The sequence below is a fragment of the Pseudomonas sp. CNPSo 3701 genome (assembly GCF_028674975.1).
In the GTDB taxonomy this organism is placed as follows: domain Bacteria; phylum Pseudomonadota; class Gammaproteobacteria; order Pseudomonadales; family Pseudomonadaceae; genus Aquipseudomonas; species Aquipseudomonas straminea.
The window spans coordinates 1-15605 of record NZ_JAQZSI010000012.1 but is presented as its reverse complement, the minus strand read 5'-3'; the positions used below and the strand labels follow the sequence as shown (position 1 = coordinate 15605).

Below are 15605 nucleotides of genomic sequence, written 5' to 3'. Positions count from 1 at the left end.
GGGCGACAACATCAAAATGGTTGTCACCCTGATCAAGCCGATCGCCATGGAAGACGGCCTGCGCTTCGCCATTCGCGAAGGTGGTCGTACCGTTGGTGCCGGTGTTGTAGCAAAGATCGTCGAATAATCGATTGATCTGTCCCCATCAGGCCGGCATAATGGTCGGCCTGATTTTAGTTCTAGGTCAGTAGCTCAATTGGCAGAGCGGCGGTCTCCAAAACCGCAGGTTGGGGGTTCGATTCCCTCCTGACCTGCCATTTTCTAACGAATTTGGCGTGTCTTCTCACAGGATCCTTGTTCATGAATGTTAAGGCTGAAGCCAAAGACTCTCGTTTTGATCTGCTCAAGTGGATCGCGGTGGCCCTGCTTGTGGTCGCTGGAGTGGTCGGTAATCAGTACTTTTCGGGTGAGCCGATTCTGTACCGTGTGGTGGGTGTGCTGGTGCTGGCAGTCGTTGCCGCGCTGATCGCTCTGCAAACCACTAAGGGTCAGTCCTTCTTTGGGCTGGCGAAGGAAGCTCGCGTCGAGATTCGCAAGGTTGTCTGGCCGACCCGTCAGGAAACCACGCAAACCACGCTGATCGTCGTCCTGGTCGTGCTCGTCATGGCTCTGGTGCTTTGGGGGCTCGATTCGCTCCTCGGTTGGCTTGTGTCGTTTATTGTAAGTTGAGATAGGGTGTCCCGTGGCTAAGCGTTGGTACGTTGTGCATGCTTACTCGGGTTACGAGAAGCATGTAATGCGTTCGCTGATCGAGCGCGTAAAGTTCGCCGGAATGGAAGATGAGTTCGGCGAGATTCTGGTCCCCACCGAAGAAGTGGTGGAAATGCGTAACGGCCAGAAGCGCAAGAGTGAGCGCAAGTTCTTTCCAGGCTATGTGCTGGTGCAGATGGAAATGAACGAGGCGACTTGGCACTTGATCAAGGATACGCCGCGGGTGATGGGCTTTATTGGTGGTACCGCCGATAAGCCTGCCCCGATCACCGAAAAAGAGGCTGACGCCATTCTGCGTCGCGTCGCCGATAGCGGTGACAAGCCCAAGCCCAAGACGCTGTTTGAGCCGGGCGAGATGGTTCGTGTTATCGATGGTCCGTTCGCTGATTTCAGTGGCGTGGTCGAAGAAGTGAATTACGAGAAGAGCCGCATCCAGGTGGCAGTGACCATTTTTGGTCGTGCCACTCCGGTCGAGCTGGAGTTCAGTCAGGTCGAGAAGTCGTAACTGACACACGCATCCCATACCCCGCAGTCATAGGCTGCGGGGTTTTGTTGTCACTGGGATAAACAGGCAATAGTCGGGGAGCTGAAAGGCGCTAGAACCCGTAACTGGAGTAGCTAATGGCTAAGAAAATCACGGCTTATATCAAGCTGCAAGTAAAGGCCGGTCAGGCCAACCCGTCGCCACCCGTTGGTCCCGCTCTGGGCCAGCACGGCGTCAACATCATGGAATTCTGCAAGGCGTTCAACGCCAAGACTCAGGGCATGGAACCTGGTCTGCCGACTCCAGTGATCATCACTGTTTACAGTGACCGTAGCTTCACTTTCGAAACCAAGAGCACCCCGGCTTCCGTGCTGCTGAAGAAAGCGGCCGGTCTGACCAGCGGTTCGGCTCGTCCGAACACTGTCAAAGTCGGCACCGTTACCCGTGCCCAGCTCGAAGAGATCGCCAAGACTAAGCAGGCCGATCTGACTGCAGCTGATATGGATGCAGCCGTGCGTACCATCGCCGGTTCTGCTCGTAGCATGGGCCTCAACGTGGAGGGTGTGTAATGGCTAAGCTGACCAAGCGCCAAAAGGCTATCGCAGCCAAGATCGAGCCGGGCAAAGCCTACAGCTTCAACGATGCTGCTGCGCTGCTGGCCGAGATCTCCGCTGTCAAGTTCTCCGAGTCCGTTGATATTTCCATCAACCTCGGCGTTGACCCGCGTAAGTCCGACCAGGTTGTTCGTGGTGCTACCGTTCTGCCTAACGGCAGCGGCAAAACCGTTCGCGTCGCTGTCTTCACCCAAGGCCCGGCTGCTGAAGCTGCTCTGGCTGCTGGTGCTGACCGCGTAGGCATGGACGATCTGGCTGCTGAAATGAAAGGCGGCGACCTGAACTATGACGTGGTCATCGCTTCCCCGGACGCCATGCGCGTTGTTGGCCAGCTGGGCCAGGTACTCGGCCCGCGCGGCCTGATGCCTAACCCGAAAGTCGGCACCGTAACTCCGGACGTAGCCACTGCAGTCAAGAATGCCAAGGCTGGTCAGGTACGTTTCCGTACCGACAAGAACGGCATCATCCACGGTTCCGTCGGCAAGGTTGGCTTCGAAGCCGACAAGCTGAAGCAGAACGTGGAAGCCCTGCTGGCCGATCTGAAGCGCCTGAAGCCGTCGACCTCGAAAGGTGTCTACGTCAAGCGCGTGACTCTGAGCACCACCATGGGCCCGGGTCTGCTGATCGACCAAGGTTCGCTGGACGCTTAATGCATGATGGCAGGCGCACTTGGTGCGTCTGCCATGAAAAAATTGGGGTCCCTGCCTGGCGGGGGCTATCCAAGACCGTAGGGGGCGCAAGCCTCAAACCAGAAGAGCGATCTTCCACCCTACGCAGATGGTGCTCCCGATTCTTACCGAATCAGACACCAAAACGCCGTCCGGCCTAGGCCGGGCGAAACGGTAACATCCAGGAGTAAACCCGTGGCAATTAAACTCGAAGACAAGAAGGCCATCGTCGCTGAAGTCAACGAGGCTGCCAAAGCTGCCCTGTCCGCTGTCGTGGCTGATGCCCGTGGCGTGACCGTAGGTGCTATGACCGGACTCCGTAAAGAGGCCCGCGAAGCTGGCGTATACGTACGTGTCGTACGTAACACCCTGCTCAAGCGCGCCGTTGAAGGCACTCAGTACGACGTGCTCAACGACGTGTTCAAAGGCCCGACCCTGATCGCATTCTCCAATGAACACCCGGGCGCTGCTGCTCGTCTGTTCAAGGATTTCGCCAAGGGTCAGGACAAGTTCGAGATCAAAGCAGCTGCGTTCGAGGGCAAGTACCTTGCAGCCAATCAGATCGACGTACTGGCAAGCCTGCCGACCCGCGACGAGGGTATCGCACAGCTGATGAGCGTTATCCAAGGCGCTACCAGCAAGCTCGCTCGCACGCTGGCAGCCATTCGCGACCAGAAAGAAGCCGCCGCAGCCTAAGGCCGCATAAGCACTTTCGAAATCACATGTTTAATTTGATGGTCGCGTAGGCCGTCACCCCAATACAGGAATTCATAGTCATGTCTCTGACTAACGAGCAAATCATCGAAGCGATCGGCCAGAAATCCGTTATGGAAATCGTCGAGCTGATCAAGGCGATGGAAGAAACCTTCGGCGTTACCGCTGCTGCTGCCGTTGCTGCTGGCCCGGCTGCTGGTGCTGCTGCCGCTGCTGAAGAGCAAACCGAGTTCACCGTTGTTCTGGCTGAAGCCGGCGACAAGAAAGTGAACGTGATCAAGGCAGTTCGCGAACTGACCGGTCTGGGTCTGAAAGAAGCTAAAGCAGTAGTTGACGGCGCTCCTGGCGTGGTCAAAGAAGGCGTGTCGAAAGACGAAGCCGAAGCTGCCAAGAAAGCTCTGGAAGAAGCAGGCGCCAAAGTCGAGCTCAAGTAAGCGACGACCTTGCGTCTACAGCCCGCGCGACTCGCATAAGGCTGACGGCTGGTGGCTCTTGCCACCGGCCTTTTTCCGTTCTAGCTCGGCTGTTCCACAGCCCTGGCCGGGAACGTGAAAAACCCACCAACGAGGTGGCGCAAACCTAGGGTTTGCACGAGTTTCTGGCTGCTCCCGTCGGAGAAGCCAAATAAGCAGGTGACCAAGCTGGGGAACGCTGATGGCTTACTCATACACTGAGAAAAAACGTATCCGCAAGGACTTTAGCAAGTTGCCGGATGTCATGGATGTGCCTTACCTCCTGGCCATCCAGCTGGATTCGTACCGCGAATTCCTGCAGCAAGGCGCGAGCAAGGAACAGTTCCGCGACATCGGCCTGCATGCGGCCTTCAAATCTGTATTCCCGATCATCAGCTACTCCGGCAACGCTGCTCTGGAATACGTCGGCTACCGCCTGGGCGATCCGGCGTTCGACGTCAAAGAGTGCGTGCTGCGTGGTGTGACCTTCGCAGTGCCGCTGCGCGTGAAAGTGCGCCTGATCATTTTCGACAAAGAATCGTCGAACAAAGCGATCAAGGACATCAAAGAGCAAGAAGTGTATATGGGCGAAATTCCGCTCATGACCGAGAACGGTACCTTTGTCATTAACGGTACCGAGCGTGTGATCGTTTCCCAGCTACACCGTTCCCCAGGTGTGTTCTTCGACCACGACCGTGGCAAGACACACAGCTCGGGCAAGCTGCTGTACTCCGCGCGCATCATTCCTTACCGTGGTTCCTGGCTGGACTTCGAGTTCGACCCGAAGGACGCGGTATTCGTGCGTATCGACCGTCGTCGCAAACTGCCGGCCTCGGTATTGCTGCGCGCGCTGGGTTACAGCACTGAAGAAGTGCTCGACGCCTTCTACACCACCAACGTTTTCCATGTGAAAGGCGAAGGCTTGAGCCTGGAGCTGGTGCCGCAGCGCCTGCGTGGTGAAATTGCCAGCCAGGACATCAAGGACGGCAGTGGCAAGGTGATTGTCGAGCAGGGTCGTCGTATTACCGCTCGCCACATCAACCAGCTGGACAAGGCTGGCATCAAGGATCTGGACGTACCGTTCGACTACCTGATCGGCCGCACCACCGCCAAGGCGATCGTGCACCCGGCTACTGGCGAAATCCTCGCCGAGTGCAACACCGAGCTGAGCGTCGAGCTGCTGGCCAAGATCGCCAAGGCTCAGGTCGTTCGCATCGAGACCCTGTACACCAACGATATCGACTGTGGTCCGTTCATCAGCGACACGCTGAAGATCGACAGCACCACTAACCAGCTCGAAGCGCTGGTCGAAATCTATCGCATGATGCGTCCTGGCGAGCCACCAACCAAGGATGCCGCCGAGACCCTGTTCAACAACCTGTTCTTCAGCGCCGAGCGTTACGACCTGTCCGCCGTTGGCCGCATGAAGTTCAACCGTCGTATCGGTCGTACCGAGATCGAAGGTTCGGGCGTGTTGAGCCGCGAAGACATCGTCGAAGTGCTCAAGACCCTGGTCGACATCCGTAACGGCAAAGGCATCGTCGATGACATCGACCACCTGGGTAACCGCCGTGTACGTTGCGTTGGCGAGATGGCCGAGAACCAGTTCCGCGTTGGTCTGGTGCGTGTAGAGCGCGCGGTCAAGGAACGTCTGTCGATGGCTGAAAGCGAAGGCCTGATGCCGCAGGATCTGATCAACGCCAAGCCGGTTGCGGCGGCGGTGAAGGAATTCTTCGGTTCCAGTCAGCTTTCCCAGTTCATGGACCAGAACAACCCGCTCTCCGAGATCACCCACAAGCGCCGCGTCTCCGCACTCGGCCCGGGCGGTCTGACCCGTGAGCGCGCCGGCTTCGAAGTCCGCGACGTACACCCGACCCACTACGGCCGTGTGTGCCCGATCGAAACCCCGGAAGGTCCGAACATCGGTCTGATCAACTCCCTGGCGGCCTATGCCCGCACCAACCAGTACGGCTTCCTGGAAAGCCCGTACCGTGTGGTCAAGGAAGGTCAGGTCACCGACGAGATCGTGTTCCTGTCCGCCATCGAAGAAGCCGACCACGTGATCGCTCAGGCGTCCGCGACCCTGAACGACAAGGGTCAGCTGATCGACGAGCTGGTTGCCGTACGTCACCTGAACGAGTTCACCGTCAAGGCGCCGGAAGACGTCACCCTGATGGACGTTTCGCCGAAGCAGGTCGTTTCCGTCGCTGCCTCGCTGATTCCGTTCCTCGAGCACGACGACGCCAACCGTGCACTCATGGGTTCGAACATGCAGCGTCAGGCTGTACCGACCCTGCGTTCGGACAAGCCGCTGGTCGGTACCGGCATGGAGCGCAACGTCGCCCGTGACTCCGGCGTCTGCGTGGTCGCTCGTCGCGGTGGTGTGATCGACTCCGTCGACGCCAGCCGTATCGTGGTTCGTGTTGCCGATGACGAAGTCGAAACCGGTGAAGCCGGTGTAGACATCTACAACCTGACCAAATACACCCGTTCCAACCAGAACACCTGCATCAACCAGCGTCCGCTGGTACAGAAAGGTGACGTGGTTGCGCGTGGCGACATCATGGCCGACGGCCCGTCCACCGACATGGGTGAACTGGCGCTGGGTCAGAACATGCGCGTCGCGTTCATGCCGTGGAACGGCTACAACTTCGAAGACTCCATCCTGCTCTCCGAGCGCGTGGTTCAGGAAGATCGCTTCACCACGATCCACATCCAGGAGCTGACCTGTGTGGCCCGTGACACCAAGCTCGGCCCAGAGGAAATCTCTGCGGACATCCCGAACGTGGGTGAAGCTGCACTGAACAAGCTCGACGAAGCCGGTATCGTCTACGTCGGTGCCGAAGTCGGCCCGGGCGACATCCTGGTTGGTAAGGTTACCCCGAAAGGTGAGACCCAGCTGACCCCGGAAGAGAAGCTGCTGCGTGCGATCTTCGGTGAGAAAGCCAGCGACGTTAAGGACACCTCCCTGCGCGTGCCGACCGGCACCAAGGGTACCGTCATCGACGTACAGGTCTTCACCCGTGACGGCGTGGAGCGCGATGCGCGTGCGCTGTCGATCGAGAAGAGCCAGCTGGACGAGATCCGCAAGGACCTCAACGAAGAGTTCCGCATCGTTGAAGGCGCGACCTTCGAGCGTCTGCGTTCGGCTCTCGTCGGCAAGATCGCCGAAGGCGGCGCTGGTCTGAAGAAAGGCACCGAGATCACTGACGAAGTGCTCGACGGTCTGGAGCGCGGCCAGTGGTTCAAGCTGCGCATGGCCGACGACGCCCTGAACGAGCAGTTGGAAAAGGCCCAGGCCTACATCTCCGACCGCCGTCAGCTGCTCGACGACAAGTTCGAAGACAAGAAGCGCAAGCTGCAGCAGGGCGATGACCTGGCGCCGGGCGTACTGAAGATCGTCAAGGTTTACCTGGCTATCCGCCGTCGCATCCAGCCGGGTGACAAGATGGCCGGTCGTCACGGTAACAAGGGTGTGGTCTCGGTGATCATGCCGGTCGAAGACATGCCGCACGATGCCAATGGCACCCCGGTCGACATCGTCCTCAACCCGCTGGGCGTACCGTCGCGTATGAACGTCGGTCAGATCCTCGAAACCCACCTGGGCCTGGCGGCCAAGGGCCTGGGCGAGAAGATCAACCTGATGCTCGAAGAGCAGCGCAAGATCGCTGAACTGCGTGGCTTCCTGAACGAGATCTACAACGAGATCGGTGGTCGTCAGGAAAGCCTCGACGAGCTGAGCGATCAGGAAGTGCTGGCTCTGGCCAACAACCTGCGCAAGGGCGTGCCGATGGCCACGCCGGTGTTCGACGGTGCCAAGGAAAAAGAGATCAAGGCCATGCTGAAGCTGGCTGATCTGCCGGAGAGCGGCCAGATGCGCCTGTTCGACGGCCGTACCGGCAACCAGTTCGAGCGCCCGACCACGGTCGGTTACATGTACATGCTGAAACTGAACCACCTGGTGGACGACAAGATGCACGCTCGTTCTACCGGTTCCTACAGCCTGGTTACCCAGCAGCCGCTGGGTGGTAAGGCGCAGTTCGGTGGTCAGCGCTTCGGGGAGATGGAGGTCTGGGCGCTGGAAGCCTACGGCGCCGCCTACACCCTGCAGGAGATGTTGACCGTCAAGTCGGACGACGTGAACGGCCGTACCAAGATGTACAAGAACATCGTGGATGGCGATCACCGCATGGAGCCGGGCATGCCCGAGTCCTTCAACGTGTTGATCAAAGAGATCCGTTCGCTCGGTATCGACATCGATCTGGAAACCGAATAACACGACGTGAATCGGCATCGGGGCTTCAACCCCGCTGCCTGCTCCGCCAGGAGGAAAGGCCTTGAAAGACCTACTGAATTTGCTGAAAAACCAGGGTCAAGTCGAAGAGTTCGATGCCATTCGCATCGGTCTTGCTTCGCCTGAGATGATCCGTTCGTGGTCGTTCGGTGAAGTTAAAAAGCCGGAAACCATCAACTACCGTACGTTCAAGCCTGAGCGTGACGGCCTGTTCTGCGCCAAGATCTTTGGCCCGGTCAAGGATTACGAGTGCCTGTGCGGCAAGTACAAGCGCCTCAAGCACCGTGGTGTGATCTGTGAGAAGTGCGGCGTCGAAGTCGCCCTGGCCAAGGTTCGTCGTGAGCGCATGGCGCACATCGAACTGGCTTCTCCCGTTGCCCACATCTGGTTCCTGAAGTCCCTGCCGAGCCGTATCGGCCTGCTGATGGACATGACCCTGCGTGATATCGAACGCGTTCTCTACTTCGAGAGCTACGTGGTGATCGATCCGGGCATGACCACCCTCGAGAAGGGGCAGCTGCTCAACGACGAGCAGTACTTCGAAGCGCTGGAAGAGTTCGGTGACGACTTCGACGCCCGCATGGGTGCCGAGGCCGTTCGCGAGCTGCTGCACGCTATCGATCTGGAGCACGAGATCGGCCGCCTGCGCGAAGAGATTCCGCAGACCAACTCGGAAACCAAGATCAAGAAGCTGTCCAAGCGTCTGAAGTTGATGGAAGCCTTCCAGGGCTCCGGCAACCTGCCAGAGTGGATGGTGCTGACCGTTCTGCCAGTTCTGCCGCCAGATCTGCGTCCGCTGGTTCCGCTGGACGGTGGCCGTTTCGCCACCTCCGACCTGAACGACCTGTATCGTCGCGTCATCAACCGTAACAACCGTCTCAAGCGCCTGCTCGATCTGTCCGCGCCGGACATCATCGTGCGCAACGAAAAGCGCATGCTGCAGGAAGCGGTCGATGCTCTGCTCGACAACGGTCGTCGCGGTCGCGCCATCACCGGTTCGAACAAGCGTCCTCTGAAATCCCTGGCCGACATGATCAAGGGTAAGCAAGGTCGTTTCCGTCAGAACCTGCTCGGTAAGCGCGTTGACTACTCCGGCCGTTCGGTAATTACCGTAGGTCCGGCCCTGCGCCTGCACCAGTGCGGTCTGCCGAAGAAGATGGCGCTCGAGCTGTTCAAACCGTTCATTTTCGGCAAGCTGGAAATGCGTGGTCTGGCGACCACCATCAAGGCTGCCAAGAAGATGGTCGAGCGCGAGCTGCCGGAAGTGTGGGACGTTCTCGCCGAAGTGATTCGCGAACACCCCGTACTGCTCAACCGTGCACCGACTCTGCACCGTCTGGGTATCCAGGCGTTCGAGCCAGTATTGATTGAAGGTAAGGCGATCCAGCTGCACCCGCTGGTCTGCGCCGCGTATAACGCCGACTTCGACGGTGACCAGATGGCCGTTCACGTGCCGCTGACGCTGGAAGCTCAGCTCGAAGCGCGCGCGCTGATGATGTCGACCAACAACATCCTGTCGCCCGCCAACGGTGAGCCAATCATCGTTCCGTCGCAGGACGTGGTACTGGGTCTGTACTACATGACCCGTGAAGCCATCAACGCCAAGGGCGAAGGTCGCGTGTTCGCCGACCTGCAGGAAGTCGACCGCGTATTCCGCGCCGGCGAAGCCTCGCTGCATGCCAAGGTCAAGGTGCGCATCAACGAGACCGTCAAGCAGAAGGACGGCAGCCTGGTCAAGAACACCCGCATCGTCGACACCACCGTCGGCCGCGCGCTGCTGTTCCAGGTCGTGCCGGCTGGCCTGTCGTTCGACGTGGTCAACCAGTCGATGAAGAAGAAGGCGATCTCCCGTCTGATCAACCAGTGCTACCGCACCGTGGGTCTGAAGGACACCGTCATCTTCGCCGACCAGCTGATGTACACCGGTTTCGCCTACTCGACGATCTCCGGTGTGTCGATCGGCGTGAACGACTTCGTCATCCCGGATGAGAAGGCGCGCATCATCGACGCAGCCACCGAGGAAGTGAAGGAAATCGAATCGCAGTACGCCTCCGGCCTGGTAACCCAGGGCGAGAAGTACAACAAGGTGATCGACCTCTGGTCGAAGGCCAACGACGAAGTCTCCAAGGCGATGATGGCCAACCTCTCGAAAGAGAAGGTCATCGACCGCGAAGGTAACGAAGTCGATCAGGAGTCCTTCAACTCCATGTATATGATGGCCGACTCCGGTGCGCGTGGTTCCGCTGCGCAGATCCGTCAGCTGGCTGGTATGCGTGGTCTGATGGCCAAGCCGGACGGCTCGATCATCGAGACGCCGATCACCGCGAACTTCCGTGAAGGCCTGTCGGTACTGCAGTACTTCATCTCTACTCACGGTGCTCGTAAAGGTCTGGCGGATACCGCACTGAAGACCGCGAACTCCGGTTACCTGACTCGTCGTCTGGTCGACGTCGCCCAGGATCTGGTAGTGACCGAGATCGACTGCGGCACCGACCAGGGTCTGCACATGACCCCGCACATCGAAGGCGGCGACGTTGTAGAGCCGCTGGGTGAGCGCGTACTGGGCCGTGTCATCGCCCGTGACGTGTTCAAGCCGGGCACCGAGGACGTCATCGTTCCGGCCGGTACTCTGGTCGACGAGCAGTGGGTCGAGTTCATCGAGCTCAACAGCATCGACGAAGTGGTCGTACGTTCGCCGATCAGCTGCGAAACCCGCTACGGCATCTGCGCCAAGTGCTACGGTCGCGACCTGGCTCGTGGTCACCAGATCAACATCGGTGAAGCTGTCGGCGTTATCGCGGCACAGTCGATCGGTGAGCCGGGTACCCAGCTGACCATGCGTACGTTCCACATCGGTGGTGCGGCAAGCCGTACTTCGGCTGCCGACAGCGTCCAGGTGAAGAACGGTGGTGCGATCCGCCTGCACAACCTCAAGCACGTCGAGCGTCTGGACGGCAATCTGATCGCGGTATCGCGTTCCGGTGAGCTGGCCGTTGCCGACGAGTTCGGTCGCGAGCGTGAGCGCTACAAGCTGCCGTACGGTGCGGTCATCTCCGTGAAGGAAGGTGACAAGGTCGAAGCCGGCGCCATCGTCGCCAAGTGGGACCCGCACACCCACCCGATCGTGACCGAAATGAAGGGTACCGTGACCTTCGTCGGCATGGAGGAGGGCATCACCATCAAGCGTCAGACCGACGAACTGACCGGTCTGACCAACATCGAGGTTCTCGATCCGAAGGATCGTCCGGCTGCTGGCAAGGACATTCGTCCAGCCATCAAGATGGTCGATGCAAACGGCAAGGAACTGCTTCTGCCGGGTACCGACGTTCCCGCCCAGTACTTCCTGCCTGCCAACGCCCTGGTTGGCGTGGCGGATGGTGCGCAGATCGCGGTCGGTGACGTTATCGCCCGTATCCCGCAGGAAACCTCGAAGACCCGTGACATCACCGGTGGTCTGCCACGCGTTGCCGACCTGTTCGAAGCCCGTCGTCCGAAGGAAGCTTCGATCCTGGCGGAAATCAGCGGCACCATCTCGTTCGGTAAGGAGACCAAGGGCAAGCGCCGTCTGGTCATCACCCCGACCGATGGTAGCGATCCGTACGAAGAGCTGATCCCGAAGTGGCGTCACCTCAACGTGTTCGAGGGTGAGCAGGTCAACAAGGGTGAAGTCATCTCCGACGGTCCGAGCGATCCGCACGATATCCTGCGTCTGTTGGGCGTCAGCGCGCTGGCCAAGTACATCGTCAACGAGATCCAGGACGTTTACCGTCTGCAGGGCGTGAAGATCAACGATAAGCACATCGAGACCATCCTGCGTCAGATGCTGCGTAAGGTCGAAGTGTCCGAGTCCGGCGACTCCAGCTTCATCAAGGGTGATCAGGTTGAACTGACTCAGGTACTGGGCGAGAACGAGCGCCTGGTCGAAGAGGACAAGTTCATCGCCAAGTACACCCGCGTGCTGCTGGGTATCACCAAGGCGTCGCTGTCCACCGAGTCGTTCATCTCGGCGGCATCCTTCCAGGAAACCACCCGCGTCCTCACCGAAGCGGCGGTCACTGGCAAGCGCGACTTCCTGCGTGGCCTGAAGGAGAACGTGGTCGTGGGTCGTCTGATCCCGGCGGGTACCGGTCTGGCCTATCACAGCGAGCGCAAGCGCAAGCGTGATGCCGAGAAGCCGATGCGCGTCAGCGCCAGTGAAGTGGAAGCAGCGCTTACCGAAGCGCTCAACTCCAGCGAAAATTGAGAGCGCGTCCCGGCTGCCTGGCAGCCGGGTCACGTATCTTGACTGGGGGTGCGAGTCTCTTTAGACTCATGCACCCCTAAATATGGCAGGGCTTCAGCCCTGCCATTTATTTATGGTGTAAATAAATAGCGTCGAAAGACGGACAGTGGAGCTAGTAGATGGCAACTATCAACCAGCTGGTGCGTCAGCCGCGCAAGCGTATCGTCGAGAAATCCGACGTACCTGCGCTGCAGAACTGCCCCCAGCGTCGTGGCGTGTGCACTCGCGTGTATACCACCACGCCGAAAAAACCTAACTCGGCACTGCGTAAAGTTTGCCGTGTACGCCTGACCAACGGTTTCGAGGTTTCCTCGTACATCGGTGGTGAAGGTCACAACCTGCAAGAGCACAGCGTCGTGCTGATCCGTGGCGGTCGTGTAAAAGACTTGCCAGGTGTGCGTTACCACACCGTTCGCGGCTCGCTGGACACCTCGGGTGTCAAAGGCCGTAACCAGGGTCGTTCGAAGTACGGTACCAAGCGTCCGAAGTGATCGGCCGTCGGTACTGAATGCAGTTTCTAATTTTATTGAGTCGATAAGAGTAAGGTCGGGCGTAACCAGATGGTTGCAGTTCCGGGCTAACCTGAAGACCGTTTGAGGGCTTATCAAATGCCAAGACGTCGTGTAGCAGCCAAGCGCGAAGTGCTTGACGATCCAAAATACGGAAGCCAAATCCTGGCCAAGTTCATGAACCACGTGATGGAAAGCGGCAAGAAAGCCGTTGCCGAGCGTATCGTTTATGGCGCCCTGGAGAAGGTTAAAGAGCGTAAGAACAGCGATCCCCTGGAAATCTTCGAGAAAGCTCTCGACGCCATCGCTCCGCTGGTCGAAGTGAAGTCGCGCCGTGTAGGCGGTGCTACTTACCAGGTTCCGGTCGAAGTTCGTCCGTCCCGTCGTAACGCTCTGGCCATGCGCTGGCTGGTGGATTTCGCTCGTAAGCGTGGCGAGAAATCCATGGCTCTGCGCCTCGCTGGTGAACTGCTGGACGCCGCCGAAGGCAAAGGCGCCGCAGTCAAGAAGCGTGAAGACGTGCACCGTATGGCCGAGGCCAACAAAGCGTTCTCGCACTACCGTTTCTAAATCCGGCATCACTCAATTTGCGAGGGCTTTATGGCTCGTAATACAGCAATTAACCGCTACCGTAACATTGGTATTTGCGCGCACGTCGATGCGGGCAAGACCACGACTACCGAGCGGATCCTGTTCTACACAGGTCTCAGCCACAAGATGGGTGAGGTGCATGACGGTGCAGCCACTACCGACTGGATGGTGCAGGAGCAGGAGCGTGGTATCACCATTACTTCCGCTGCTGTTACCACTTTCTGGAAAGGTTCGCGTGGTCAGTACGACAACTACCGCGTAAACGTCATCGATACCCCCGGCCACGTTGACTTCACCATTGAAGTAGAGCGTTCGCTGCGTGTACTCGACGGCGCTGTCGTTGTGTTCTGTGGTACTTCCGGCGTTGAGCCGCAGTCGGAAACCGTATGGCGTCAGGCCAACAAGTACGGCGTACCGCGCGTTGTCTACGTCAACAAGATGGACCGTGCAGGCGCCAACTTCCTGCGCGTCGTCGGTCAGATCAAGAACCGTCTGGGTCACACTCCGGTGCCGATTCAGCTGGCCATTGGTGCAGAAGAGAACTTCGAAGGTCAGGTCGATCTGATCAAGATGAAGGCCATCTACTGGAACGATGACGACAAGGGCACCACCTACCGCGAGGAAGAAATTCCGGCGGAGATGCTCGAGCTCGCCAACGAGTGGCGCAGCAACATGGTCGAAGCTGCTGCCGAAGCCAACGAAGAGCTGATGAACAAGTACCTCGAAGAGGGCGAGCTCTCCGTCGAGGAAATCAAAGCCGGTCTGCGCCTGCGCACCCTGGCCAGCGAAATCGTTCCGGCCGTCTGTGGTTCCTCGTTCAAGAACAAGGGCGTTCCCCTGGTTCTCGACGCGGTCATCGACTTCCTGCCTGCTCCTACCGAAATCCCGGCGATCAAGGGTATCCACCCTGATCTGATCGAGAAGCCAAAGGAAGAGCTGGTCGACGCCGATTTCGACGAGCGTCACGCTTCCGACGACGAACCGTTCTCGGCTCTGGCGTTCAAGATCGCTACCGACCCGTTCGTGGGTACTCTGACCTTCGTCCGCGTTTACTCGGGCTTCCTGACCTCCGGTGACTCCGTCATCAACTCGGTCAAGGGCAAGAAAGAGCGCGTTGGCCGTATGGTGCAGATGCACGCCAACCAGCGTGAAGAGATCAAGGAAGTGCGCGCTGGCGACATCGCTGCATTGATCGGCATGAAGGACGTCACCACTGGTGACACCCTGTGCAACGCCGACAAGCCAATCATCCTCGAGCGTATGGACTTCCCGGAGCCGGTTATCTCGGTAGCCGTTGAGCCGAAGACCAAGGCTGACCAGGAGAAGATGGGTATCGCACTGGGCAAGCTCGCTCAGGAAGACCCGTCGTTCCGCGTCAAGACCGACGAAGAGACTGGCCAGACCATCATCTCCGGTATGGGTGAGCTGCACCTGGACATCCTCGTTGATCGCATGAAGCGCGAGTTCAACGTCGAAGCCAACATCGGCAAGCCGCAGGTTTCCTACCGCGAGAAGATCACCAAGAACTGCGAAATCGAAGGCAAGTTCGTTCGTCAGTCCGGTGGTCGTGGTCAGTTCGGTCACTGCTGGATTCGCTTTGCTCCGGCAGACGAAGGTCAGGAAGGTCTGGTATTCGTCAACGAAGTCGTGGGCGGTGTGGTTCCGAAGGAATACATCCCGGCCATCCAGAAGGGTATCGAAGAGCAGATGAAGAACGGCGTCGTTGCCGGCTATCCGCTGATCGGCCTTAAGGCGACCGTGTTTGACGGTTCCTACCATGACGTCGACTCCAACGAGATGGCGTTCAAGGTGGCAGCTTCCATGGCGACCAAGCAGCTGGCCCAGAAGGGCGGCGGTGTTGTGCTTGAGCCGATCATGAAAGTAGAAGTGGTAACCCCTGAGGACTACATGGGTGACGTGATGGGTGACCTGAACCGTCGTCGTGGTCTGATCCAGGGTATGGAAGACTCGGTTTCCGGTAAGGTTATCCGTGCCGAGGTTCCGCTGGGTGAGATGTTCGGTTACGCAACCGACGTTCGCTCCATGTCCCAGGGTCGCGCAAGCTACTCCATGGAATTCTCCAAGTACTCCGAGGCTCCGGCGAACATCGTCGAAGCTCTGGTTAAAAAACAAGGCTGATTCAGCCCTTTAGGCAAGAGGTTCACTGTCGTGGCTAAAGAAAAATTCGAACGTAACAAACCGCACGTCAACGTTGGCACCATTGGTCACGTTGACCATGGCAAAACCACTCTGACCGCTGCTCTGACTCGCGTCTGCTCCGAAGTA

The 15605-nt window shown here is 58.7% G+C and carries 12 protein-coding genes, 1 tRNA gene and 1 pseudogene; all 14 read left to right on the top strand.

Annotation, left to right across the window (positions count from 1 at the left end; translation table 11 throughout):
* Positions 1 to 127 (top strand): annotated as a pseudogene (gene tuf / locus PVA39_RS23105) (elongation factor Tu); the annotation flags it as partial.
* Between the two features lie 54 nt (positions 128 to 181).
* Positions 182 to 257, top strand: a tRNA-Trp gene (locus PVA39_RS23100).
* 43 nt (positions 258 to 300) lie between these two features.
* Entirely contained in the window at positions 301 to 669 is a 369-nt protein-coding gene (gene secE, locus PVA39_RS23095; RefSeq protein ID WP_013789747.1) for a preprotein translocase subunit SecE, read from the top strand.
* 13 nt (positions 670 to 682) lie between these two features.
* On the top strand, positions 683 to 1216 hold the full coding sequence (gene nusG / locus PVA39_RS23090; RefSeq protein ID WP_013789748.1) for a transcription termination/antitermination protein NusG: 534 nt from the start codon (positions 683 to 685) through the stop codon (positions 1214 to 1216).
* A gap of 116 nt (positions 1217 to 1332) precedes the next feature.
* Positions 1333 to 1764: a 50S ribosomal protein L11 gene (rplK, locus tag PVA39_RS23085; protein WP_013789749.1), complete on the top strand. Its 432-nt coding sequence runs from the start codon at positions 1333 to 1335 to the stop codon at positions 1762 to 1764.
* Positions 1764 to 2459, top strand: coding sequence for a 50S ribosomal protein L1 (rplA, locus tag PVA39_RS23080; protein WP_274126057.1), 696 nt, complete (start codon positions 1764 to 1766; stop codon positions 2457 to 2459). Before rplK ends, rplA begins: the two co-directional genes overlap by 1 nt.
* A gap of 213 nt (positions 2460 to 2672) precedes the next feature.
* Positions 2673 to 3173 carry a 50S ribosomal protein L10 gene (gene rplJ, locus PVA39_RS23075; protein ID WP_093507695.1) on the top strand — a complete coding sequence of 167 codons (501 nt, stop codon included), beginning with the start codon at positions 2673 to 2675 and terminating at the stop codon, positions 3171 to 3173.
* A gap of 80 nt (positions 3174 to 3253) precedes the next feature.
* Positions 3254 to 3625 carry a 50S ribosomal protein L7/L12 gene (rplL, locus tag PVA39_RS23070; RefSeq protein WP_027904610.1) on the top strand — a complete coding sequence of 124 codons (372 nt, stop codon included), beginning with the start codon at positions 3254 to 3256 and terminating at the stop codon, positions 3623 to 3625.
* A 220-nt stretch (positions 3626 to 3845) separates the two neighbouring features.
* Positions 3846 to 7919, top strand: coding sequence for a DNA-directed RNA polymerase subunit beta (gene rpoB, locus PVA39_RS23065; RefSeq protein WP_274126056.1), 4074 nt, complete (start codon positions 3846 to 3848; stop codon positions 7917 to 7919).
* 61 nt (positions 7920 to 7980) lie between these two features.
* The gene (rpoC, locus tag PVA39_RS23060) at positions 7981 to 12180 is read left to right on the top strand and encodes a DNA-directed RNA polymerase subunit beta' (RefSeq protein ID WP_093507699.1); all 4200 of its coding nucleotides are present in this window, start codon (positions 7981 to 7983) and stop codon (positions 12178 to 12180) included.
* A gap of 158 nt (positions 12181 to 12338) precedes the next feature.
* Positions 12339 to 12710 (top strand): 30S ribosomal protein S12, encoded by a 372-nt coding sequence (rpsL, locus tag PVA39_RS23055; RefSeq protein WP_003186084.1) that lies wholly within the window; start codon positions 12339 to 12341, stop codon positions 12708 to 12710.
* A 117-nt stretch (positions 12711 to 12827) separates the two neighbouring features.
* Entirely contained in the window at positions 12828 to 13298 is a 471-nt protein-coding gene (gene rpsG / locus PVA39_RS23050; RefSeq protein WP_002555493.1) for a 30S ribosomal protein S7, read from the top strand.
* Positions 13299 to 13328: 30 nt separating this feature from the next.
* Entirely contained in the window at positions 13329 to 15458 is a 2130-nt protein-coding gene (gene fusA, locus PVA39_RS23045; RefSeq protein WP_074890258.1) for an elongation factor G, read from the top strand.
* 30 nt (positions 15459 to 15488) lie between these two features.
* Positions 15489 to 15605, top strand: a 117-nt coding sequence (locus PVA39_RS23040) for a GTP-binding protein (protein ID WP_241779079.1), incomplete at its 3' end; no start/stop codon positions are given.